This is a genomic window from Arthrobacter sp. 10N418, assembly GCF_056394725.1.
In genome coordinates this window covers 48,815-69,268 of record NZ_JBFTIK010000020.1, presented here as the reverse complement: position 1 = coordinate 69,268, position 20,454 = coordinate 48,815, and the positions used below count along the sequence as shown (strand labels likewise).

The following is a 20,454-nucleotide window of genomic DNA, read 5'->3' as shown; positions in this document are numbered from 1 at the left end:
CCTTATCAGATCTGGTCGTTTGGGGCGTCGTGACCCGGTGCTTGCATCATGTCTAAGCCGGCTGTGATGCGGCATATGCCGCAGATCGCGCATGTGGATGTGAACTGCTTCTATGCCTCGGCCGAGCGGGCATTCGACCCGTCCTTGGAGGGCCGGCCTGTCATCGTCTTGTCCAACAACGACGGCTGCGCCGTCACCCGGTCCCCCGAGGCCAAGGCCCTCGGCATCCCCATGGGTGAGCCGTGGTTCAAACTCGCCCCGCGCGCCAAGGAGTGGGGACTGGTGGCCCTGTCGAGTAACTACGAGCTCTACGGCGATATCAGCGCCCGGGTGATGGAGCTGCTGGGCCGGTACTCGGCCTGGTTGGAGGTCTACAGCATCGACGAGGCGTTCCTCGGCGTCAAAGGCACCCCGGCCGAGCTCCTGGACCTGGGCCGGGACATGAAGGCCACCGTGCGGCGGAATGTCGGGGTTCCGGTCTGCGTGGGGATCGCGCCCACGAAGACGCTGGCGAAACTGGCCAACAAATGGGCCAAGAACAACCCGGCGTTCGACGGGGTCTGCCACTGGGAATCCGTGCCCGCCGCGTCCAGGGAATCCCTGATGCGCGGCCTGTCGGTGATCGAGATCTGGGGTGTCGCGAGCCGGCTGACCAAACGGCTCAACACCCTGGGGATCCATTCCATCTTTGACCTTTCCTCGGCTGATCCTGTGATGATCAGGGACCGCTTCTCCGTGGTCATGATGCGCACTGTCCTGGAACTGCAGGGCACAGCTTGCATCCCGATGGAGGAAGAACGGATCGGCCGGGACCAGCTCATCTTCTCCCGCTCCTTCGCCACGCCCGTCACCACCGCCGCCGGGATCCGGCAGGTCATGAGCGTCTACGGCCAGCAGGCCTCGGCACGGCTGGCCAAACACGGACTCCAGGCCAAAGTCCTCACCGCGTTCGCCGGCACCTCACACTTCAACCCCAAAGACACCTCCTACCCCTCGGTGTGCGTGCCGCTGCCGATGCCCACCGCAGACCCCGTGCTGCTCACGAAGGCCGCCCACGCACTTCTCCCCCGCATCTGCGAGGGCATCCGGTACGCCCGGGCCGGCATCATGGTCACGGACCTCCGGCCCACCGGCAACCAGGCACCCCTGGCCCTGTTCGAAAACCCGCACGAGGAACGCCACGTCGGAACCCTCCTGGAAGACGTCACCCGCCGGTACGGGCGCGGCTCCATCGGCCTGGGCCACGCCGGCATCCGGGGCGGACCGGACTGGACCATGAAACGGGACATGCTCTCCCCCCGCTACACCACCCACTGGGACGAACTCCCCCTCGTCAAAGCCGCCTAACCCAACCACGCCAGCACGACCGCACCACGAAAGAACACCACTCCATGAGCACCGCCATCGCCGACACCGCCCCGCAGACCCACGACACACTGGTCCGACTCGACGCGGCAGGCAAACCCCTCGCCATCCGGCACGACGGACGGATCTGGCTTGTCGATCCCGACACGGAATCCCGGCACTGGTACGGACGAGACGCCTGGTGGGACACCCGCCGCACAGCAGCCGTAGGCAGCGGCGACCTGGTCAGCATCGAATACTGGCAGGTTCAGGTCCGCTCCGGCACCCATTCCGCCCTCCGGACCGCCACGCTCCGCCGGGAACCGCTCTCCACGCACTGGCTCCTGGAAAACATCAGCGACGCCGACGAAACAACCGAAGAAGAGTGAACGGCCAACCCATCGGCGATCAGACGTGGGCAGGGATTCGGGCGGAATTCACGCTGCCGAGCCTGCAGCAGGTGCACCGCCGGCTCTCCGAGCTCATGGAAGGCCCCGAACCGGTCATGCAGCAGCTCGTCCGCGTCTTCATCGACGACGGCACCTTCTGCCCGGGGTTCCAGTTCCTCCCCGGCGGACAACTCCGCCCGCAGGTCCTTGCGCTCTTTGGACGTGCGATGGAGCTGCAGATCCCGCACAACTACTTCACGGTCTGGATGGTCACCCCCTCCAGGGCCCTTGCCGGAGCACGCCCCGTGGACCGGCTGAAAGGCGGTCCCGCTCCCCTGCTTCGTGTGCTGGAATCCTACCGCTGGCGCTAGCACTGGCTCTTGACCGCGCCGGCGGGGTGGGTAGCGTTGGGCCATGGGACTCATTTACGACAGCCCGGACCTCGCGGCTCTGACGCTGACGCGGCTCGCCGCGGAAGAATCCGAAGGACCCGGCGCCCTGGAAGGGCGCATGCTCGACTATCTGGACGGCCTGGAACGACGCAACGGCACCGCCTTCCTGGAGCTGGTGGCCATCACACTCGCCAGGGTCCACTTCAAATCCCTGGACGACCTGGCCCGGGCCACAGGCGACGATTCGGCAGCCTTGCTGGACGCCGCCGAGGTAGAGGCGCTGGAAGGCCTCGATGGCGGTAGCTAGACCGCCGTCCGTGTCCGGGTTGCCGGCGGGCCTTGTCCCGCCGCTGAAGGTAGCGCTGGCCCGGGCCGTGGCGAGGATGCCACGAGCTGGTGCGTTGCCCGGGAGTTTGTCCTATGAGCCCAAATGGGACGGGTACCGCTGCGTCGCGATCCACGACGATACCGGGGTGACCCTGTGGTCCAGGCAGGGCAAGCAGCTGTCCGGGTACTTCCCCGAACTCACTGCAGCCCTCGCATCAGAGATCCCGCCCGGGTGCGTGGTCGACGGCGAAGCCGTGATCTGGGCCGGGGGCATGCTGGATTTCTCCGCTTTGCAGCACCGCCTGGGCGCCGGCTCCAAGACCCTCCCCGGACTGGTTCGGCAGACTCCGGCCAGTTACGTCGCCTTCGATGTTCTGGCCGTGGCCGGACATGATGCGAGGGCGCTGCCGTTCAGTGAGCGGCGGGCGCTCCTGGGAGAACTGGCCCGCGGGTGGGCGCCTCCGCTGTCGCTCTCCCCCGCCACCACCGACCCGGACGAGGCGGCCAGGTGGTTTGACGAGCTGCCCCACACCGGGATTGAGGGCCTTGTCATCAAAGGCAGCGACCAGCCCTACACCCCAGGTGCCCGTTCCTGGCTGAAACTCAAGCACCGCGAAACCCTGGAAATCATCTGCGGAGCAGTCATCGGGCCGATCACCGAACCCCGGGAGGTCGTGGCCGGGCTGGTCCTGGACGGGGAGCTGCGGATCGTCGGCAGATCCACACCATTGAAGACGGCAGCTGCGCGGGAACTGGCGCGGTGGCTGCAACCTCCCCGCGGCGCCCACCCCTGGCCCACGACCGTGAAGGGCACCGCCCTGGACCGGTTCAACCGCGACAAGGAACCCGTCGCGCTGACGTTGGTCGAACCTGTGGCTGTGGAAGTCTCCGCCGATACGGCCTGGTCCGGCAGGTCCTTCCGCCACCCACTCCGCGTCCTCCGTGCCAGGCCGGAACTGTCCCCCGCGGACATCGTCCTGCCAGAAATGCTGCGTCCGTATGGCCGGGCGCCAGCGTCCGCTGCAGAGCAGTGATCAGGGGGCGGGCTCGATAAGTTCCGGGCCGTTGTTCCGCACGCTGTTGACCCGGTCGGTGACCACCCGGGGCGTCAGAACCGGTTCAGGGATGGCATCGAGCATCTCCTGCACCTGTTCCTTGTCCGTCGTGTCCGGGTCCAGCCACCGGGCATACATACTCGGCGGGATGATGACGGGAGCCCTGTCATGGACGTGGCCGAGAGAATCGTGGGCTGTCGTCGTCAGAACGGTGCAGCTGAGCAGCCACCGGTTCGGGTCATCTTCGGGAAGGGACGGGTCCGGCCAGAACTCATACAGTCCGGCGAAGGCGAGCACATTCTCCTTTTCGGAGTAGAGGTAATTCGGGATCTTCTTCCCGTCCTCGGTCTTCTGCCACTCGTAATATCCCTCCGCCGGGATCAGGGCACGGCGTTTGACGGCGGCCTTGCGGAACGATGGCTTGTCCAGGATCGATTCGCTGCGGGCGTTGATCAGCTTCGAACCGATCTTGAGGTCCTTGGCCCAGGACGGAACCAGACCCCAGCGGGCGATCAATAACCGCCGGTCCACGAAGCCTTCGTCCAGGCGCTCCGCGATGATGGGCACGTCCTGGGTCGGAGCGACGTTCCAGCTCGGCGGCGGCGGGCTGCCTTCGATCTCCTTAGCCTCAAACTGGCTCAGGAGATCCCCGGTGGCCTTGGACATCACGTATCTGCCGCACATGGATTCATTGTGCCCCACGCCGCATTCAACGTGAGGCGAACCGGGTGCGGCACGACACGCTGCACCGCGGCTGGACGATCCGCGGATCATTTATTAAAGTCTTGCGGTATCGAATGCAGGCAGACGGACACGACGTCCGGGAAGGGGGCGCACATCACCGCTGACCAACACCACCAACCCACTGTTTCATCCGCGAAAGCCCCTCCACCGAGGGGCTTTCCTATGTGCCGGGAGTCCCGCGGCCGGGGCGGCGTATATTCGACGCCTATGCCATAACCTTTTCAAGCCGCTGCTTGCGCCGCTCCCAGTCGGGCATCACCAGGCACTGAAGTTCAAAGAACTGCCTCCCGTGGTTCGGGACCAGCAAGTGACACAGTTCGTGGGTGACCACGTAATCAATGCAATCCATTGGCGCGCGGATGAGATCCGGGTTCAACACGAGGCTGCCGGCCGGTGACGTAGAGCCCCAACGCGTGGGCATACGTTGAAGTCTTAGAGCCATTGGTTGCACGGCGTGTGGATCGGGGAATCGCTGCCTGTTCAGCTCCAGACGGCTGGGAAGTTGTACTTTTGCCCGCTTCCGATACCACTCTTTGATGTACTTCTCAATGGTTCCAGTGTCGTGAAAGTCGACGCCACGCACCTCAAGAAACCCTGGAACCATCTTGACGCTTGGAGTGCCCGACGCCGTAGGCGCACCCTTTCCCGGTTCAGGTGGGACAACCCGGATGCGGTACTGCCGGCCCAGGTAGAGGTGAGTCTCGCCAGGGACGTACATGCGCGGCGGGGTGTGTGGACGAAACCTGGAGAAGGATGCCTGTTGCGCAAGGATCCACCGGGCGCGTCTCCGGACCCGGGCATCGATGTCCTCCACAGCCGCGTTGCTTGGCGAGGTGACCCGAACTAACCCATTCGGCTCCACCGTGATCTCAAGCGTGGCGCGTTCCCGGCGCTCCAAATGGTACTCAATGACGTGAGTTCCGTATTCAACCTGCCGCTGCTCCAGCATCATTTCCTGAAGCGCGCCCTTGCTACCGTGAGGACTGCGCTTGTGAGGCTGTCCACCATGGGCTGTCTCATCTGGATGCCGCGGCGTTCACCAAAGTCATAGAAAAAGTCATCCAGTTCCGTGGCGAGGGCATTCTGCTCATTTGGCTTGGTCCAGAAATTAACCACCATCCGACCGCGAACCATGTCTACCACCGCCGTTGCCGTGTCCGCTCTTTCCTCGTCGGTTACGGCCAGGAATTCTTCGAGCGCAGACTCGATAAAACTCTTGCCGAGCGCACCATAAATCGCAGCGGCATCGTCATCGTGCGTCACTGCGAAGGGAAGCGCCGTACCGCGGTCACCGCTGGCCAGCTGTTCAGCTATTTCCCGTGCCTGGAAAAGGTACCTTTCACCGTCCCGACGAAGGCGGTATTCGTCAATTGCCTGCTGCAGCAGCTCCGAGAACCGCGCGTAGAAGGCAGGGTCCTCGTCCATGCGCTCGGTGATGGTCTTTCTGGTGGCGCTGACGATCCGGTCCGCCTTGGAGCCGGGCGTCGTGCCGTCCTCGTCCACGACGGCCTTCAGCGCGGCGGGATCGTTGATGTTGAGTTGTTCAATAATCGTCTCAGCCGGCAGGGCCGTCACATGATCATCGAGCAGGCGGCGAATGCGTGGTTCGTAGTCGCGAAGGTCAACTGTCTCCTGGTAGCGCATTTGCACCGACAGGCGGAGTTCGGTGAACTGCGAGTAGTCGTTCCGGTAGCGGTCAACATCGGCCTGGGTCATGACATCGAGTAGCTTGTCGCTGGACAGCGACAAGTGAAGGGTGCGGCCGAAGGTCTTGAGCCGCTCATAGAATTCGTGCCGCAATGGTTCATCAAACAGATGCTGCTCCAACGCCTCCATGTCGTCTTTCATGGCGATGGCGTTGAACAGATCCCACACGTGGCTCCACCGTCCCGGGAGCAGGCGAATCTGTTCGCGGATGTCCACTACCGCCCCTGCGATCTCCTCGGAATTAAAGTCGCCCAGTGCGCTGTAGGACGTGAGCGCCTGATCCAGCTCGCCGAGGAGGCCCTCGTAGTCCACCACGTAGCCGAACTGTTTCTCGGCCTTCTCGTCGGAGAAAAGCCTGTTGACTCGGGCCACGGCCTGCAGCAAAGTATGTTCCCGCAGCGGTTTGCAGAGGTAGAGGACGGTATTGCGGGGGGCATCGAAGCCGGTGAGTAGCTTCGACACCACAATGATGATCTCCGGGCCGCCTGATCCCTTGAACTGTTTGATGAGTTGCTCGTTGTAGTTGGCCTCGGTGCCGTAGCGGGCCATCTGCGATTTCCAGAAGCGCTGCACGCTTTCCCTAGACTCGGCATCCACTTCTTCGTGGTCTTCCGCGTCATCGGGCGGGGAGATGATCACCTCGCTCGTGACGTGGCCGATCTCGTCGAGTTCGTGCTTGAAGCGGATAGCTGCGGCCTTGTTGGGCGCCACCAACTGTGCCTTGAATCCACTGCCCTGCCAGCTTTGTCGGTAGTGCTCGGAAATGTCGAAGGCCTTGGCTCGGATGGCCTGGGCCGTCTTTCCGAGGACGTCGGCGCGGCTGAACTTCCGCTTGAGGTCGCGTTTTTGCTCGTCCGTCAGCCCGGCGCTAATTTTCTCGAACCAGGCGTCAATCACACCGGCGGTGATTTGCTGCTCCACCAGGCGGCCCTCGTACAGGATGGGCACCACGGAGCGGTCGCGTACTGCTTCGTCGATGGTGTAGCTGTGGATGATCCCGCCAAAGGTGTTAGCGGTGTTCCGCTCCCGTTTCAGAAGCGGCGTTCCAGTGAAACCCAAATAGCAGGCGTTTGGCATTACGCGGCGCATCGCCACATGGAACTGGCCATAGCCACCATAACGGCCCGTCTGGCTGCGGTGGCTTTCGTCGACCAAGACAAAGGTGTCGCGGGACTCGTCGCGATCTTCGCGGCTGGCTGCGCCGTCGAACTTGTTGATGAGAGTGGTGATCAGGGGTGCACCGCCGCTCACTAGTTCGCCGAGATGTTTGCCGCTATTGGCCCGGACGGGGTCCAGCTCGCAGGCAAGGAAAGTGTCGCGGATCTGTTTGTCCAGATCGTCCCGGTCCGTGACGATGATGATCCGCGGGTTCGTTACCCGCGGGTCCAGCGCCAGGGCTTTGCCGAGCATCACCATAGTGAGTGATTTGCCCGAGCCCTGAGTGTGCCAGATGACGCCGCCGTTGCGGCGTTCTTCCGGGCCGGCCGCCAGCACGCGTTCTACGGTTTTGCGCACGGCGAAGTATTGCTGGTGCCTGGCGATCTTGCGGACCCCGGCGTCGAATACCGTGAAGCGGCGCACAAGGTCCAGGAGCCGTTCGGGCCGGCAGAGTGCATAGAGAAGCCGGTCCTGTTCGCTGACGGTGCGCTCAGCTATGAGCGGCCGGATGTCTGCGTCGGTGTCCTCGGCATCATGCCAGCTGGCCCAGAACTTCCGCGGCGTTCCAACCGTGGCATACGTAGCCTCCTGGCGGTTGGCTGAGATCAGGAGTTGGGCGTAATGGAACAGTTGCGGGATACGGTCGCTGCTTTGGTACTTGATCAGCTGGCTGCCGGCCTTTTTGAGTTCCTCCGTGGGCCGCTTGTTTTCGATGATGATAAACGGGATGCCGTTCACATAGCCGACGACGTCGAGCCGCTGGGTTGTGCTGCTTCCGGTGCGTTCTACGCGCATTTCAGTTGTGACGTGGAAGACGTTGTTGGTGGGGGTATGCCAGTCGATGTAGCGGAGTGAATAGCTTTTGCTGTCGCCGCCCACGGTCTTCGTTATGGTGGTGCCTAGGATAAGGCGGTCGTAGACTTCCAGGCTGGCCGCCTGCAATCCCTTAGCCTGTTCGAGCCCCGGCTCGAGCCGACGCACGGCCTCTTCCGCGTCCGCCACGTCAAAGGGGTACTGGCGTTTCTTGTGGGTGAACTGGTTGATCTGGAGGATCTGCGCAGCCAGGATTCCGGGGAACAGCACATTGCTCCGCTTGCCGCCGCGCTCTTTCAATGCTTCGGCCGGCGTCAACTGGGTGAACCCAAGCGCTTCCAGTAGCTGCACGGCCGGGCCCTGCGACTGGCTCAGCTCGGAAGCGTCGAAGGTTTCGTCAGTTATCATCTGGTCTCCCTGGCTCGATCTCAGCAGCCACATTTTCACGCAGCTGTCCTGTGAGTAGTTTCTGCATGAGTCCGCGTTTCTGAGTGCGGAGGAGCTCTGCTTTGCGCTGCAGCAGTTCGATTTTTCGAGCTCCCATGTTCAGAGCATCCGCGACGCCGTCCTGAGTGGCCCGATTCGGAACGGGAACCTTGACGCCGAAAAATTCGTCAGCGCTGAGATTCAGCAGACCGTTCCCTCGAACTCCTGATGTGATCCTCTGAGCTAACTGCCGGTTGAGTGCTCCTGAAGCGAAAAAATGCTCGTAGTAGCTGCTATTCAGGTCCGCTCGCAGGGCGAACGAGTAGTAGACATTCGGCACCAACGCCGTATCTACCTTTAGTGCGTAGATACACCCTTGCGGATAGGTAAGCGAGTTGCCCTTGTTGTACGCGAATTCACCACGTCGAAGCAGCGTGTAGTTTGTGAGGCTCGCTCCAGCCATATCTCTGCGATACTTATCAGCCTGCGCCACAAACCCCGTCTTGGCGGAGATAGCCATGACAGTATGTGACGACCCATCGGATTTCGTCATGATGCGCGACGACACCTCGCTCAATGGAACTTCGTGGTCGCAGGAAACGAACAGCCGGCGACGCAGCGCGCCAAATGACTCGGTCTCAGCCCGAATCAAGGTTTCTGAACGCTCGATCGCGTCATCCCAAGTGAGGAGAATTTCGACGATCTTCCGCTGCTCTGGAAGGGTCGGCAATGGAACACGAATTGACCCAATGCTGCTGGAATTTAGCCCAGACATGGTCCCCCCGTGAGCCCTCCGATCCAACAGCTTCTGGACGCTGCTACTACTGAGATATATGTCGAGAAAGTCTGGGGAAATCCTTGAAGGGTCCACTGCTATGCGCATCAATCGCGGGTTGATGATGCCGTCTTCGGCACCCGAAGGTACGACAAAAGTCCGGCCCACCGTCCCCATAGTCGTGATCAGCACATCACCTGGCTGGACCGAACAACTCAGATGGCGCCGAAACACCTCGTTCGTTACGTAGTAGTCGGTGGCATCCACACGCCGCGCCAAGACCTCTTGCTGGCCGTAGAGCTTATGCCCCGATGCGGCATAGGAGCTTTTTACGACGGATGAGCCGAAGGGTCCGGCTTTGAGAACGGGACGACCGGGCAATCCTAAATTGGATAAGAGTTCAAACGACCACTCAGTATCTTTAGCCAGCCCACATGTCGTGTCAGCTTGTTCAGTCATCGAGGCCCAGCTCCTTCAGGTAGCCGACCATGCGGGCACGGACTTCCACCAGCTCAGCTTCAATCTGCTCGATTTCACGCTGTAAGGCGGCCACATCAATTTCCGTCTCGACCTCGAAGGTATCGATGTAGCGCGGGATGTTGAGGTTAAAATCGTTCTCGCTGATCTCATCTCTGGGCACGAGGCGCGAGTACCGCTCTGCCTCGGTACGGGCGCGGTACGTCTCAACGATCCGCTCAATGTGTTCCTCGTCCAGCAGGCTCTGCGCCTTGGCCGGAGTGAAGTCCCGGCTGGCATCAATGAACAGGACGTCGTCGCGACCCTCGTTGGCTCCGCCCTTTTCGCGCGAACGGTCGAAGATCAGGATGGCTACGGGAATGCCGGTCGTGGTGAACAGATTCGCTGGCAAACCGACCACCGTGTCCAGCAGGTTCTCTTCGATCAACGACTTCCTGATGCGCCCTTCGGAACCAGCCCGGAACAACACGCCGTGCGGAACAATCACCGCAACCCGGCCCGTCCGCCGTCGTGCTGATTCGATCATGTGCGAAATAAACGCGTAGTCGCCCTTACTCTTAGGCGGGACACCACGCCAGAACCGGCCCCACCGGTCCGACTCCGCAAGCTCGGCTCCCCACTTGTCCAGGGAGAACGGCGGATTGGCCACCACCACGTCGAACTGTTTGAGCTGATCGCCCTCCAACAGCTTAGGGTCGTTGAGGGTATCGCCCCACTCGATGTGCGCACTGTCATTGGCGTGCATGAACATATTCATGCGTGCCAGCGCCCACGTGGAGCCGTTGACCTCCTGGCCAAAAAGCTCGTAGTTGTTGCTTCCCACCTGGGCAGCGGTCTGGATGAGCAGCGAGCCCGATCCACACGCTGGATCGTAGATGCTGCTTTCCTCCTGGGGCGCAGCAAGACGGGCCAACAACTCAGACACCGAGCGCGGCGTGTAGAACTCCCCCGCCTTCTTGCCGGCGTCCGAGGCGAAACGCGAGATCAGGTAGATGTAGGTTTCGCCGATGATGTCATCGCTCACCCGCGAAGGGCGAAGGTCCAGTTCCGGCTTGGCGAAGTCCTCCAGCAGGTTCTTCAGGCGCCGGTTTCGGTCCTTGGGCTGGCCCAGGTTCGCCTCGGAGTTGAAGTCAATGTTCCGGAACACACCCGCAAGCTTTGCCCGGTTGTCCTCCTCGATTGCTTCCAGCGCAACGTTGATCAGCTCGCCGATGTTGTCAGCGTTCCGGTTGGCGTACAGGTGGTTGAACGTTGACGTCTTATGCAGCGGGAACCGCTCGCGCTTCAGCAATGACTCCACCCGCTCAGGGTTGCCCTCAAACTGCTTCTGGTACTTCTCCTCGTGTTCGGTCCAGACATCGGAGATGTACTTCACGAACAGCATCACCAGGATGTAGTCCTTGTACTGCGTGGCATCAATCACGCCACGGAAGGTGTCACAGGCCGCCCAAGCGGCATTGTTGATCTGGTCCTGGGTGACTTGGTCCTTCACGCGGTTCGGGAGGCGGAGGCTTTGCAGCTCGGTCATTTGCGGCCTGCTTTCGTGTGGGTCTGCCCCGAAAGGGCAACGGCGGTCAACTGGGCTTGTCGAAGCGTGTGCTGACACTCCGCCAGGCGGTGCATGAGCTGTGCTTCCTGGGTGGCGATGTGTGCGGCGTCGGCTATGAGGCGCTGTTGCCCAAGCGACGGCAGCTGCAGGGGGACCGACTCAAGCGTCGCCTTAGATACCATCTGAATGGTCTGCCCCTGCGCGGCGCGCCGCAGGTGCGTCTGCGCATCCGGCTGGTTTAGCCACCATTCGAGGAAATCCGGATCGTAAATGTCGGTGCTCGGCCGGATGATGAACAGTGGCATGACAGCTACGGCTGGCTCCGCCAGGTCTTCCGGGACGGCCCACGCGGTTGTCGCTTGGCCACGCGAACGAAGGAGGACATCGCCGCGGGAGACCAAATAGCGGGGATGCGGAGAGGGGATCCGTGCCATGCCACGCACCTTCAGGTCCCTACCAAGGGAGAGGTCTGCCATCTGAATTGCCAACACCCCACCGGGGCTCGCATCAAGGCGTTCGCGCACGGTTAGTCCCGAGCTGATCCGCGCCACATCAGACAGCAGCATAATTTCCCTTCAGTATTCTAACTACTGAAGGAGTATACACATTATTTTCAGTAGCTCACCTACTGAATAATGCGAAGTTCCCAGGCTGCTAAGTGCATGAGAGGTGAGTTATCAGATGAACATGCTTAGCGCTCCCACCCAGGCGGGTGATGACGGGGCATCGGCCGCTGGTCTAAACGAACGGCAGAACGAGGTGGCCCGGAGCCAATCTCTCGGAACCCGCCCCGCATCGATACGTTCCAGCGGCCTCATCGCCCGTACGATGTGATCTGTAAATCCCAACTCCCAAGACTTCATCTGGAGCCAGAAATGCTGGTTCGCCGCGGGTAAGCGCAGGCCTAGGATGACATCTTGATCCTGCTGCTGTAGGTCAGTAAAGACTCGTCCAACGCACGAAGGTGCCCCTGCAGCTCGCGCTTTAGGAGGATGACGTCTGAATCATCGATAGGCACGAGCGGCTTACGAAGCAGCATGCCCCAGTTCTTCTGTCCGCGCAGTGCGTGAAGCTGAGGAGCCAGTGGCCCTATTTCCGCCCCGGTTGAGTAGGGAGCCAAGGTCTCAAGCTTTATCTGGCAGCCGCTCGCGAACGTACGGCCCGCAATTTCCACTGGCGGGTTTAGCTGAGTGACCTTGCTCTGCACGGTTGCGGTGCCGATGACCCTAGTCCGGCCCCTAGTTGGATTGTGATAGGCACCTCGCGTCGTCAGCAAGACGAGCTCATCCCCTGGCTGCAATGCAGAGACCTCCCGTCGGGGCGTGGATGGAAACGCCATCCGCTCATTCAGGAGCACCCAGAGGATTGCTTCACGCTCGCCTAGGACGAGCAAGTACGCGGCGGTATTTCCCATGCCTCAATATTTCATAGCGGCAAGCGCGGATGCATCAGTTTGAGTGCGCGTCCCAGTTCCTTGGAACTGGGACACCCTCGGCGGGACACTCGCTCGCCGGACTCAACTGTCGTTTTCAGAAGTCGTCTGCACAGGCGCCCGCTGAATTCCGGGGTAGTGCAGACGAGTATGGACATTGACATGTCAGAAGTGCCCTGCACGGAACTGCATTCTGCTCAATAGTCCTCTGCACCAACAGTCAGTTTTTCAGAAGTCGTCTGCACGAACCGTCACCGACGTTGGGGACTTTTAGGCGTTCGGCTGGGTCTCGGCGGTCAGCGTCTCCGGCGGACGGGGCGGCAGGTAACGGTAGAGGCTGGAGCGGGTGATACCCGTGGCTTGGACGATCTCGGAGATGGACTGGTTTTCCTGGTCGCGAAGGTGGGCGGCATAGGCAAGCTTCGCTGGATCGATCACGCTGGGCCGGCCGATCCTTTTGCCTTTAGCAACAGCAACGGCACGCGCGTGAGCTGCGCGTTCGATCGCGTAGGTTCGTTCCATTTGGCCGAAGAGCGCGAGCATCACGACTGCCAGCTGGGACATGGGATCCTCTGTATTGGCGGAATCAACCCGGATCGGATCAGCCAGGTTCCGGACCCCGACGCCGCGGCCCGCCAGATCGTGGATGAGGTTCAGGGTGTCCCGGACGGTACGGCCCAACCGGTCCAGGGTGTGCACCACGATAACGTCTCCATCGCGTGCCTGGTCGAGGGCTTCATGCAGTCCGGGTCGGTTTGTAGTGGATCCGGACTTCTTGTCCACGTAGATGTGCCGGTCCGGGATGCCCTCACCGCGGAGTGCGTCGATCTGCCGGTCGAGGTCCTGTTTCGCGGTCGAGACGCGGGCGTAGCCAATTTCCATGGAACCACTGTATCGATACTTATCCTGCACGCTCCAAATGGGACGTCTTAAAGAAGATAGTTGTGGAACGAAAAATCGGGGTGTGTCCCTATTTTTCGAAGGGGCAAGCCTGGGCGTTCCACTTCCTAGGAAGTGGGTCATTGTTGGATGTCCACAACCACGAAGTAGATGCAGCTGCACTGGGAGCGGCGGGATCCATCGATTCCTGTACTGTTTTTGGGGGCCGCCAGCGGCGGCCAGAGACATCTTCCGGACTGCCGGGAACCTCAATGTATGTGTCGTGGCCGGGCCGAACAGGCTCGCACGAGGAACAGGGAATGCAATGACAGCCGAACAGGACACCCCGAAAGCAACCGGACCGGCACCCGCCGCATCGGTACCGACGGGCGGGATGCCTCTTGGGGCCCGGCGTCTGGTCATGATCGGGGGCCTGTGCGTTCCCGTCGGTCTTGTTGCCGGCCCCTATATTCTTGGCGGCCAGCTTCTGGCCGTCGCGGGTGTCATCATGGTTGCCGCGGCGCTTTCCTACAGCGCTGACGGTCCGTGGTTTTCCCGCTGGTCCTGGATTGCCACGGCCGCAGGAGTGCTCTGGCTTGCTGCCACAGCGGCCTACTGGGGTTCCCTCATCGCTGCCGCGGATGCGGCCGCCCAGGCACCCGCATTCGCCCCGGCATTGTTTACGGCCGGACTGGTGTGTTTCGGGGCGATGGCCGTCGCTACCGTCGTTGCCATGAGTCTGCGCGCAGTCCGGGCCAAAGGTCGGCGGACCGCGAAGGTCTAAGCGTTCACTGCCTGTCCGGCCTCGAGTGAAGTATCCGGCGGGGCTGCCGGAGTCTGCGTCTGGCAGCCCGGCCCGGTCGCCGGGCTGCCAGGCGCAGGGAGTCAGGCGCCGGTGTTCTTTCGCCTGTTGCGCAGGACCAGTCCTGTGCCGATCGCCGCGGCAAGAATTACTGCCGCGATCCCCAGAACCAGAGGGGCGCCGTCGTTATTAGGACCCGCGGCGCGCTCCGCGGCCACGGACGCGGCCGGTGACGCAGCCGGGGATGCCAACGGCGCAGCTGCCGGAGCCGTTGAAGCCGATGGGGTGGCCGTTTGTCCGGCCTGCGCCTCGACGGTGAAGGTGTAGTTTCCCTCGATCGGGTGCCCGTCGGAGGAGACCGCCCGCCACAGCACCTTGTACGTGCCAGGGGCTCCCTCGGCGAGCTTGGTGGACAGTGTGGGTCCGTAGACGATCACGTTGCCGTCGCTGACGGTCTTGCCGCCGCCGTCGGTGACGGTGATGGTGCTGAGGTTCAGGTTCTTGGAGTCCGCCGGCGGCTCGGACAGTGTCAGGGACACGGTCGCCGGGGCTTGGGTGATGACGGCGTCCGGAGCCGGGCTGGATGATGAGAGTGAGTCGTGCGCCAGGGCTGGGGAGGCGGCCGTGGCAGCGGGGATCAGGATTGCTGCAATGGCCGCCAGCCGGAGGCGGGTCTTGAAAGAGAATCGTGCGCGCATATGGTGTTGTTCTTTCGCGTAAGAGGTGGGTCTGGGCTGCAGATCCGCATCACGTGCACCGGCCGACGCTGGCCTGTCTGCCCTGTAGCGCCCGGGATGCCCGGAGGCACGAGCGGGTGTGGCAGAGCGGGCCGCGGGATTGGCGGTGCCGTCAGAGGCGGGCAGCCGCCGGTGGACCCCGCAGGGGATGCCGGCGGAGGGCCCGCCACCGGCGGGCCAGGGCGCGGCGGGGAACAGGTGGGATCGTCGGCGACGTGGCCAGGATCGGTACATCCGGGATCCCGGCTAGAGGCCGCAGCCAAGAGGCCAGTGCCCACAGCGCCGCCTCGCCCCTGGCCAGTAGTACCGCCGTGACTAGGGTGGCCAGGACGTGGACGCCGAGCATGGGCGGATCAAGGTCCGCAGGCATGTGGCTGTGCGGCAGCTCATGAGCCGCGGTCTCCCGGGCAATGGCTGTTGCGGCTGTGTGCAGATGAGGTACCGAGGCTGGACCGGCGGGGACGGTTTCGGACAGGGCGGAGAATGCCGCGTGCAGCATCCACTGTCCAGCGGAGAGAATCCCGGCCAGCGCCGTGGCCGTCAGTTTCCACCTGGTCACCAGGACGACGCCGAGCAGAACCAGGGCCGTGCAGGCAGCCATTATGGGCGCGGGCGGGAGCTGGCCGCCGGCGCCCGTGTGGGCACCGGCGGCCAGGGTGAGGATGACAGCAGCGACCGCGGCGCTGCGCGGCAGCCGGAACGGCGCAGGGTCTCGCATCATGGTGCGCCGCTCCTTTCCGTCGGGGGCGGGGTGCTTATCGAGGGTAGTGGATCAGCAGAGTCCCGGCCGTGGGGCGGCTATTCGGCGGCGTCGGTGAGTTTCTGCCGGAAGTCCGCCTCGGTGCTGAGTGTCAGCTTTTGGCCGTTGAGGAAGAAGGTCGGGGTTCCGGTCACTCCGAGCGCTTTGCCGTCGGCGACGTCTTTGCGGATCCGGTCAATGGTTTTTTCGTCCGCTACGGCGGCGTCGTACTTGGCCAGGTCCAGGCCCATTTCCTGCGCGTAGGTTCTGAACAGGGGTGCCTGGGAGTCCTGCTTTTCGCCCCATTGCGGCTGAGTGTCGAACATTTTGGTGTACATCTGCTCGTACTTGCCCTGCTGCGCGGCGGCTTCCACGGCCAGGGCCGCGGTTCCGGAGTTCCGGTGCCCGGGAAGCGGGAAATACCGGTTGATGAAGGTGATCCGGTCGCCGAATTCCTGCTTTAGGTCCTCCACGAGCGGCTGCGCCGCGCGGCAGGATTCACATTCGAAGTCCAGGAACTCGACCAGCTGGGCTTTCTCTGTGGCGGGTGTGGTGACGCGGTGGCTGTCCTCGCGGACCAGTTGCGCGTCGGCTACCGGCTGCGGCGCCGACGGCGCCGGCTTAGCGGCGGTGAAGACCGCGTACCAGATCACGCCGGCGGCGACGATAACTCCCAGGAGAATCCAGAGGACCAGGCGGACCTTTTTCGCCGGGTCCGGTGGTGCGGGGGCTGTCGTGGTTTGTGTCATCAGTGGTGAATGCTTTCCTGGTCGCGGTGGGCGGCGGGTTCGATCTGGAAGGTGGAGTGTTCGACGCTGACGTCGAAGTGTTCGGCCACGCATTTTTGCAGGTCCGCCAGGATGGCGGCGGCGTGACCGTCGGTCATGCAGGTGTCTTCGACGGTGACGTGGGCGGAGAGGACGGCTGTGCCCGAGGCAACCAGAGACGCGTGCAGGTCATGGACGTCGATGACGTGCGGCACCCCGAGGATGTGTTCCCGGACCTGGGCCATGTCCAGGCCCTGGGGGGCGTTTTCCATGAGCACGTTGACGGTGTCGCGGAGCAGCTTCAGCGTGCGGGGAATGATCAGGACGCCGATCAGGATGGACACGACGGCGTCGGCCTGGACCCAGCCGGTGACGGCGATGATGATGGCGGCCACGATGACGGCCACGGAGCCGAGGGCGTCGTTGAGCACCTCCAGGAAGGCGGCCTTCATATTGAAGTTGTGGTTCCGGCCCGAGGCCAGAACGATCAGTCCGGCGGCGTTGCCGGCGAGGCCGATGATGCCGAACCACAGCATCGTTGACCCGCCGATTTCGGGAGGCTCGATGAGGCGGCGGATGCCTTCGATGATGACGAAGCCGCCGACGCCCAGCAGCAGGGCAGCCTGCCCGGCCGCGGCGATGATCTCGGCGCGCTTGTACCCCCACGTCCGTTTGGCTGTGGCCGGTTTCAGGGCCAGCGAGGCGGCGATCAGAGCGATGAGCAGCCCGGTCGAGTCGGTGAACATGTGGCCGGCATCGGCCAGAAGCGCCAGGCTGCCGGTGAGGACCGAGCCGACGATCTCGGCGATCATGACGGTGAAGGTGATGGCGAAGACGAGGATCAGTTTGCTGCGGTTTCCCGCCGCGGCCGAGCCGTGGTCGTGGTCGTGCCCGCTCATGCGTGGTGGTCCGGGCGGGCGCTGGTCAACGTGATGCTCTGCTGACCGGGTGCAGGCCCGGGCCCGCACCCTTCGCAGCATCCGTCGGTCGGAGTTACAGCCGGGTCAGCTCTTTCGGTGCCGGGCGCCTCCGCGGCGTGGGGGACGGTGCAGCACACGTCGCCCTGCCAGGCGCCGATGCCTTCACGGACGGCGATGACGGCGATGACCAGGGCAGCGGCCGCGTCGGCCCACCACCACCCGAGGGTGCTGTTGAGGACCAGGCCTACGAGCAGGACGGCCGATAGGTAGGTGCACAACAGGGTCTGTTTGGAATCGGCAACCGCGGTCCGGGATCCGAGCTCGCGGCCGGCACGGCGCTGGAGCCAGGACAGGACGGGCATGATGGCCAGGCTCAGGGCTGCGATGATGATGCCGGGAGTGGAGTGCTGCGCCTCGCCGCCGCCGGTCAGCGACCGGATGGCATCGGCGGAGACGAACGCCGCGAGGGCGAAGAAGGAGACGGCGATGATCCGCAGCGTCAGGTGTTCGCGCCGCTCGGGATCTTTGGCGGAGAACTGCCACGACAGGGCGAGGGCCGAGGCGACCTCGATCACTGAATCCAGTCCGAACCCGATCAGTGCCGACGAGTCCGCGACGCCGCCGGCCCAGAGGGCAACGATGGCTTCCACGACGTTGTAGGTGATGGTCGCGGCGGCAAACAGCCGGATTCGGCGGCTCAGAACGGCGCGGCGGGCCGGGGCGGGTGCGAGTTGGGAGGTGCTCACGTCAGGCACGTCCCGTCCGCTGCGCAGCAGGACGGGTCCACGGCCAGCACGACGCCGAGCAGGTCACCGATCGCGTGGCCCAGCCGGGCGTCGGCGAGCTCGTACCGGCTCCGCCGGCCGTCCGGAACAGACACGACGAGGCCGCAGCCGCGAAGACACGTCAAGTGGTTGGAGATGCTCTGCCGCGATACGCCAAGAGAATCAGCCAGATCCGACGGGTAGGCGGGCGCATCCGCGAGAGCCAAAAGAATCCGCGCACGGGTGGGATCAGAGACCGCGTAGCCGAACCGCGCCAGCACCGGAGCATGGGTGAGTGTTTCCATAACTTCAAAGTACAGCGCAGGATGTATCCAAGCAATTCTGTACCTATCCTCGTCGGACCAGAGTCAAAGACGCCCGCCCCCGCGCGAGTTTCATCGGTCGAGTCTCCGCGGCGGCACGTCAAAAGCTCAGCAGAGGTCCGCTGCCGTCAGAATCCGCAATTTCGGGCACGGGCACACCTCCCTCGCGACCTGCACCCACCCAGTGCAGACGACTTCTGACATCCGGTGCAGGCGACTTCTGAAAATGACATCAACCGCGGAATCCCGCGTAACCTGCGTGTCCCTTAAGTTATCCCAAAAATCTCGCCACAATCTCCCGTCACAAGTGCAACTTTCGGTACGGTGCACAGATGGACATTGGATATGCGCGGGTCTCAACAGCGAAACAAGATCTGACCCGACAGCTGGACGCACTAGCCATCGCCGGCGTTGATCCCGCCCACATCCATGTGGACAAAAAGTCCGGAGCCTCCACGGCCCGCCCAGGCCTCCAGGCGGCTTTGACCCACGCCCGAGCGGGAGACGTGCTCGTGGTCCACACCCTGGACCGGCTGGGCCGGACCGTACGGGACACACTAAACCTGGTCCACGACCTCAAAGAACGCGGCATCGGTGTGCGGACTCTGGCCGATCCCCTTTCCATCGATACCGCCGAGCCGGACGGGCCCATGAGCCAGTTGGCGTTTCTCATGCTGGCCCTCTTCGGACAGATGGAACGCACCTACGCCGCTGAACGCGCCGCACACGCCCGGGCTGTAGCCACCGCGAATGGCAGGCGCACCGGGCGGCCATCCGTAGTCGATGCTGACACGCTCGAACACGCTGCCCTGCTCCGGGCCAATGGTTCCTCCATCCGGGAAATCACCGCCAAGACCGGACTGAAACGCACCACCTTGTACCGGCACCTGCCGGCACGCTCACCCATCAGCGGCGCAGGAACCTACAAGGATCGATGAACCGGGGACCCTGAGCTTGACCGTGACTTACCTCGCCGCCCCGGCCGTGGCGCTGCTCATTCATTGAGCAGCTGACCGAGTTTGGCGTCTTCCGCATCCTTGTCGGAACCGCCGCCTACTACAGAGTCGGCGCCGGAACCAGATTGGTTCATCTTCGCCTGGAACATGGCCATAAACGCCATCATGTCTTGCTGGGGCACACCGTCGTATTTGCTGGCGAATTCGCCCAGAAAGAGGGAGGTCATCAACGGAATTTCAGCTACCAGGCCTAGGTCGCTGATTACTAGGTCCCACAGGCTACGAAACCCATCCCCACCCGCGGGGTATACCCAGCTCGTGATGAATTTCGATTCGCCACCAGTGGCAGCCCTGGCGATGAGCGTGTAACCATGTTCGATGGGGCCGGGTTCTTGCGTGTGAATTGGGGAGAATTTCCCCTGCAAAGCCTCTGGAGGTTTCTCATGAAGAAACTGATCGTCACCTTCGTGAGGCTGCTCGAGTAAAGCGTAGACATGATCAGGAGGCGACACTTTCCAGCCCGCCTCCGTGTACCACTGGGAGAGGCCCGCCGGGACGGATGCCATTACCTCTCCGTAGCCTTGGTTTGCCGCGAAGGCGAGCATTTTGGTTAGAAGCTTCTGCCCGATCCCTCTTCCTCTGCTGTTTTTTGCAACAGCAATCCGCGGCATCGTAAGGACTGACGTACTGACTCGACCTTGTTCATTGTCGAGTGGCCTCACCGCGACAAAGCCCAGTACTTTGTCCTTCTTGTCCACCGCCACGATGTGTCTGGAACCGACAGTCGTAAATGCCCCGACGATGGCCTCGTACCGCTTGACGGTAGCGTCCCGTGACCCCATCTTTGCAAGGTCGTTAGCTTCTTCGAAGGGGAAGGCCTCATACGTAAGCTTCAGAACGTCTCTAACGTCCTCTTTACGCATGGCACGGAAGCCAACGTTTGGTCTGGTAGTCATCTGCAATTCTTTCTCGGTGTGGG

General features: G+C 62.8%; 22 protein-coding genes. 7 read left to right on the top strand and 15 right to left on the bottom strand.

Features of this window, described 5'->3' with window-relative positions:
- Positions 1–48: 48 nt before the first annotated feature.
- Genes AC1DCZ_RS15505 through AC1DCZ_RS15485 form a run of 5 tightly spaced genes read left to right on the top strand, consistent with a single transcriptional unit; the run spans position 49 to position 3,486 of the window.
- Complete coding sequence (locus tag AC1DCZ_RS15505) at positions 49–1,347, top strand: Y-family DNA polymerase (RefSeq protein ID WP_476975381.1); 1,299 nt, start codon at positions 49–51, stop codon at positions 1,345–1,347.
- A 44-nt stretch (positions 1,348–1,391) separates the two neighbouring features.
- Positions 1,392–1,733, top strand: coding sequence for a hypothetical protein (locus AC1DCZ_RS15500; RefSeq protein ID WP_476975380.1), 342 nt, complete (start codon positions 1,392–1,394; stop codon positions 1,731–1,733).
- Complete coding sequence (locus tag AC1DCZ_RS15495; RefSeq protein ID WP_476975379.1) at positions 1,730–2,104, top strand: hypothetical protein; 375 nt, start codon at positions 1,730–1,732, stop codon at positions 2,102–2,104. The genes AC1DCZ_RS15500 and AC1DCZ_RS15495 overlap by 4 nt, the downstream gene beginning before the upstream one ends.
- 43 nt (positions 2,105–2,147) lie before the next feature.
- Positions 2,148–2,432 (top strand): hypothetical protein, encoded by a 285-nt coding sequence (locus AC1DCZ_RS15490; protein WP_476975378.1) that lies wholly within the window; start codon positions 2,148–2,150, stop codon positions 2,430–2,432.
- A gap of 10 nt (positions 2,433–2,442) precedes the next feature.
- Positions 2,443–3,486, top strand: coding sequence for an ATP-dependent DNA ligase (locus AC1DCZ_RS15485; RefSeq protein ID WP_476975377.1), 1,044 nt, complete (start codon positions 2,443–2,445; stop codon positions 3,484–3,486).
- On the opposite strand, the gene AC1DCZ_RS15480 is transcribed toward AC1DCZ_RS15485, so the two are convergent.
- The 8 genes from AC1DCZ_RS15480 to AC1DCZ_RS15445 form a co-directional block, all read right to left on the bottom strand.
- Positions 3,487–4,191 carry an SOS response-associated peptidase gene (locus AC1DCZ_RS15480; protein WP_476975376.1) on the bottom strand — a complete coding sequence of 235 codons (705 nt, stop codon included), beginning with the start codon at positions 4,189–4,191 and terminating at the stop codon, positions 3,487–3,489.
- 265 nt (positions 4,192–4,456) lie between these two features.
- Positions 4,457–5,203 carry a M48 family metallopeptidase gene (locus tag AC1DCZ_RS15475; protein WP_476975375.1) on the bottom strand — a complete coding sequence of 249 codons (747 nt, stop codon included), beginning with the start codon at positions 5,201–5,203 and terminating at the stop codon, positions 4,457–4,459.
- Entirely contained in the window at positions 5,200–8,337 is a 3,138-nt protein-coding gene (locus tag AC1DCZ_RS15470; protein ID WP_476975374.1) for a type I restriction endonuclease subunit R, read from the bottom strand. Before AC1DCZ_RS15470 ends, AC1DCZ_RS15475 begins: the two co-directional genes overlap by 4 nt.
- A complete protein-coding gene (locus AC1DCZ_RS15465; protein ID WP_476975373.1) occupies positions 8,327–9,589 on the bottom strand; it encodes a restriction endonuclease subunit S in 1,263 nt (420 codons plus the stop codon). Before AC1DCZ_RS15465 ends, AC1DCZ_RS15470 begins: the two co-directional genes overlap by 11 nt.
- Positions 9,582–11,135, bottom strand: a complete 1,554-nt coding sequence (locus AC1DCZ_RS15460; RefSeq protein WP_476975372.1) for a type I restriction-modification system subunit M — start codon at positions 11,133–11,135, stop codon at positions 9,582–9,584. Before AC1DCZ_RS15460 ends, AC1DCZ_RS15465 begins: the two co-directional genes overlap by 8 nt.
- Entirely contained in the window at positions 11,132–11,722 is a 591-nt protein-coding gene (locus AC1DCZ_RS15455; RefSeq protein WP_476975371.1) for a restriction endonuclease subunit S domain-containing protein, read from the bottom strand. The genes AC1DCZ_RS15460 and AC1DCZ_RS15455 overlap by 4 nt, the downstream gene beginning before the upstream one ends.
- A 338-nt stretch (positions 11,723–12,060) precedes the next feature.
- The gene (locus AC1DCZ_RS15450) at positions 12,061–12,570 is read right to left on the bottom strand and encodes a hypothetical protein (protein WP_476975370.1); all 510 of its coding nucleotides are present in this window, start codon (positions 12,568–12,570) and stop codon (positions 12,061–12,063) included.
- Positions 12,571–12,858: 288 nt separating this feature from the next.
- A complete protein-coding gene (locus AC1DCZ_RS15445) occupies positions 12,859–13,470 on the bottom strand; it encodes a recombinase family protein (protein ID WP_476975369.1) in 612 nt (203 codons plus the stop codon).
- Positions 13,471–13,792: 322 nt separating this feature from the next.
- Between AC1DCZ_RS15445 and AC1DCZ_RS15440 the strand changes: the two genes are divergently transcribed.
- On the top strand, positions 13,793–14,251 hold the full coding sequence (locus AC1DCZ_RS15440) for a hypothetical protein (protein WP_476975368.1): 459 nt from the start codon (positions 13,793–13,795) through the stop codon (positions 14,249–14,251).
- A 101-nt stretch (positions 14,252–14,352) separates the two neighbouring features.
- Here the strand turns inward: AC1DCZ_RS15440 and AC1DCZ_RS15435 are convergent, their stop codons facing one another.
- The 6 genes from AC1DCZ_RS15435 to AC1DCZ_RS15410 all read right to left on the bottom strand — a co-directional run bounded on the left by AC1DCZ_RS15435 (position 14,353) and on the right by AC1DCZ_RS15410 (position 18,501).
- Positions 14,353–14,967, bottom strand: coding sequence for a copper resistance CopC family protein (locus AC1DCZ_RS15435; RefSeq protein WP_476975367.1), 615 nt, complete (start codon positions 14,965–14,967; stop codon positions 14,353–14,355).
- Positions 14,968–15,118: 151 nt separating this feature from the next.
- Positions 15,119–15,727, bottom strand: a complete 609-nt coding sequence (locus tag AC1DCZ_RS15430; protein ID WP_476975366.1) for a hypothetical protein — start codon at positions 15,725–15,727, stop codon at positions 15,119–15,121.
- 77 nt (positions 15,728–15,804) lie between these two features.
- On the bottom strand, positions 15,805–16,494 hold the full coding sequence (locus AC1DCZ_RS15425; RefSeq protein ID WP_476975365.1) for a DsbA family protein: 690 nt from the start codon (positions 16,492–16,494) through the stop codon (positions 15,805–15,807).
- Entirely contained in the window at positions 16,494–17,411 is a 918-nt protein-coding gene (locus AC1DCZ_RS15420; RefSeq protein WP_476975364.1) for a cation diffusion facilitator family transporter, read from the bottom strand. Before AC1DCZ_RS15420 ends, AC1DCZ_RS15425 begins: the two co-directional genes overlap by 1 nt.
- Complete coding sequence (locus AC1DCZ_RS15415) at positions 17,408–18,178, bottom strand: cation efflux transmembrane domain-containing protein (RefSeq protein WP_476975363.1); 771 nt, start codon at positions 18,176–18,178, stop codon at positions 17,408–17,410. Before AC1DCZ_RS15415 ends, AC1DCZ_RS15420 begins: the two co-directional genes overlap by 4 nt.
- Complete coding sequence (locus AC1DCZ_RS15410; protein WP_476975362.1) at positions 18,175–18,501, bottom strand: ArsR/SmtB family transcription factor; 327 nt, start codon at positions 18,499–18,501, stop codon at positions 18,175–18,177. Before AC1DCZ_RS15410 ends, AC1DCZ_RS15415 begins: the two co-directional genes overlap by 4 nt.
- A gap of 350 nt (positions 18,502–18,851) precedes the next feature.
- Between AC1DCZ_RS15410 and AC1DCZ_RS15405 the strand changes: the two genes are divergently transcribed.
- Positions 18,852–19,457: a recombinase family protein gene (locus tag AC1DCZ_RS15405; RefSeq protein ID WP_476975361.1), complete on the top strand. Its 606-nt coding sequence runs from the start codon at positions 18,852–18,854 to the stop codon at positions 19,455–19,457.
- 56 nt (positions 19,458–19,513) lie between these two features.
- Here the strand turns inward: AC1DCZ_RS15405 and AC1DCZ_RS15400 are convergent, their stop codons facing one another.
- Positions 19,514–20,431, bottom strand: a complete 918-nt coding sequence (locus tag AC1DCZ_RS15400) for a GNAT family N-acetyltransferase (RefSeq protein WP_476975360.1) — start codon at positions 20,429–20,431, stop codon at positions 19,514–19,516.
- Positions 20,432–20,454 lie beyond the last annotated feature (23 nt).